Here is a 2,236-nt window from a genome sequence, read left to right as displayed (position 1 = left end):
GTAATTGCTTATTCTCGCCTACTTCTGAAAATCCTCGCGGATTTTCAGTCTGGTGCGTACTTGTAAAGTTAAGCGCTAACGCACGCAACTACTCATAGCCGAGACCATTAAGCAATATTGCAAGAAAATGGAAAACATAAATCAATTTAACGAACTAACCGAAAGAATAGAGAGTCTTGAAAAAGATAAAAAGAAAAAAGACATTTGGGACAAAATAAGTATTTTCAGTTCCTTTCTGATTCCTCTTTCTATTTTTATTGCGGGATATTTTCTTTCTGAAACTGAGAGGAAATCAAAAATAGCCCATGAAAATAAAGAAATACAATTAGCTGAAATAAAAGCAAAAGTTGACCAAGCTCAACTAGTATCAACTTTTCTAGAAGCCTTGGTTGACACAAATTCTTATAAAAGAAAGTTAGCTATAAAATCTATTCTCTTAGCCTTATCTGAAAAGGGAGAAGAGATTGTTATGACAGTCTCTAATAATGACCCTGATGAAGAGGTGAAAAAATATGCGAAAGAATCATTAATTGATACAAAATCAAACTTACGTTCAAAACTTATTGAAAATATTTTTTCATCAAACAAACAAGTAAGACTTCAAGCTACCCAAAAGTTGACAACGGAATGGACAAAAGACAAACGATTAACGACTGAATTAATTTCATTTGCCAATAATCGATTTGGAGAAGAACAATACAATAAAAGTGGACTTATAAATACTATAGTTGTTTTAAATAGGATAGATATTAGTTTAATCAAAGAAAACGAAAAACAAGTTACTGAGTTTTTGGAAAAATTAAAGAATTTAAGTGATAGAGAACAAACTCAAAAACACTTAGAGGCACTTATAAAAAGAATAAACTAAAACATTGCCTAACATAATATATAAAAATAGCGGTTTAAGTGCTTAAAAGAAAAGCAATTAATAAAATGAAGGTCAGTTATAACCCGAAAAGTTAGTGCGTAAAATCGGCTGTTTTTCATACACAAGACCTTTAGCTATAATTTAGAAAAACATTGTAACAGTTAAGTTTTCTGTTTGTCTTTAGATAGAATAAAAAATCAATAAATGGACAACAGACCACTAATCATAATTGCATTATTAATATTTTGTTCCTGTACTAAACAGAAAGAAATTACCTATGAAATCGGGCAAAAATCAACAATGTTTGTTGATGAAACGAGAAAGCGACCGTTACCGACCGAAATATGGTATCCGACCTCAGACACTTTAGTCAAAAAAGAACGGAAAGAAAACCAAAAAGAACTTTTTAAGACAATAGAAACAATTCCGAACGCAACTATTACCAACGAAAAATTCCCGTTACTGATAATATCCCACGGAACAGGGGGAAATAGATTTTCGCTGACTTGGTTTATAGAAAGAATGGTGAAAGAAGGTTACATTGTTGTTTCACTCGACCACTACGGAAATTCTACTTTCAACAAAATACCGAGGGAATTCGTAAAATGGTGGGAAAGAGCCATTGACGTTCAGTACGTTCTTACCCAAGTCCTAAAAGACAAAAAAATCGGAACCAAAATAGATACGTCAAGAATTGGAGGAGTTGGTTTTTCTTTAGGAGGTTATACCAATATTGCATTGGCAGGTGGTTATGTGGATAGAGCAATTAGAGAAAACGAAAAAGCAGAGGACAGGAAAATGCCCGCAGAATTTCCCGAAACAGATGAAATTATAGATTTTGAAAATGACAGTCTTATCGTTTTATCATACAATAAGTACAAGAATTATGTAAAAGAAGATAGAATTAAGGCTTTTTTCGTGATGGCACCAGCAATTGGATTTGGGTTTCATTCCAAGAATCAGACAGACAAGATTACAGCTCCGATTTTTATAGTGGCAGGAAAAGGAGATTTGGTGGCACCCGTTAAAAACAATGCCCAAAAATACCATAGTTTAATCAAAACCACCAAAATTCATTTTTTTGATAAGAATGTTGGACATTATGTATTTTTAAACGAACCAACGGAATTTGGAAAAGAAGTAGCCCCTGAAATAACCATTGACAATCCATCCGTGGACAGAAAGAAAATACACGAAGAAACATTGAAATTAGCATTGGAATTTTTCAAGAATACGTTGTAAAAACTATAGCTAACATTTTATAAAAATAATAGCGGTTTAATCGCTAAAACGAAAATGAATTTTATAAATCAAACGACAGTAATAAACGGAATGGTAAGTGCAAAAAATCCACTACTATTCTTATAC

Annotated in this window: 2 protein-coding genes; both read left to right on the top strand. The window is 32.4% G+C overall.

The annotated features are described in order from the left end of the window. The first annotated feature begins 127 nt into the window (after window positions 1-127). The gene (locus tag AACM45_RS20200) at window positions 128-868 is read left to right on the top strand and encodes a hypothetical protein (protein ID WP_339145013.1); all 741 of its coding nucleotides are present in this window, start codon (window positions 128-130) and stop codon (window positions 866-868) included. A 300-nt stretch (window positions 869-1,168) separates the two neighbouring features. Next, window positions 1,169-2,110, top strand: a complete 942-nt coding sequence (locus tag AACM45_RS20195; protein WP_339145012.1) for an alpha/beta hydrolase family protein — start codon at window positions 1,169-1,171, stop codon at window positions 2,108-2,110. The last annotated feature ends 126 nt before the right edge of the window (window positions 2,111-2,236 follow it).

The sequence above is a fragment of the Croceitalea sp. MTPC5 genome (assembly GCF_036985505.1).
GTDB lineage: Bacteria > Bacteroidota > Bacteroidia > Flavobacteriales > Flavobacteriaceae > Croceitalea.
Note: the sequence above shows the minus strand (reverse complement) of the source record. Positions and strands in the feature narration are given on the sequence as shown.

Excerpts from the sequence above, each read along its gene's own strand:
- AACM45_RS20195 (WP_339145012.1), top strand. The coding sequence starts at position 1,169 with ATGTTTGTTGATGAAACGAGAAAGCGACCGTTACCGACCGAAATATGG.
- AACM45_RS20200 (WP_339145013.1), top strand. The coding sequence starts at position 128 with ATGGAAAACATAAATCAATTTAACGAACTAACCGAAAGAATAGAGAGT.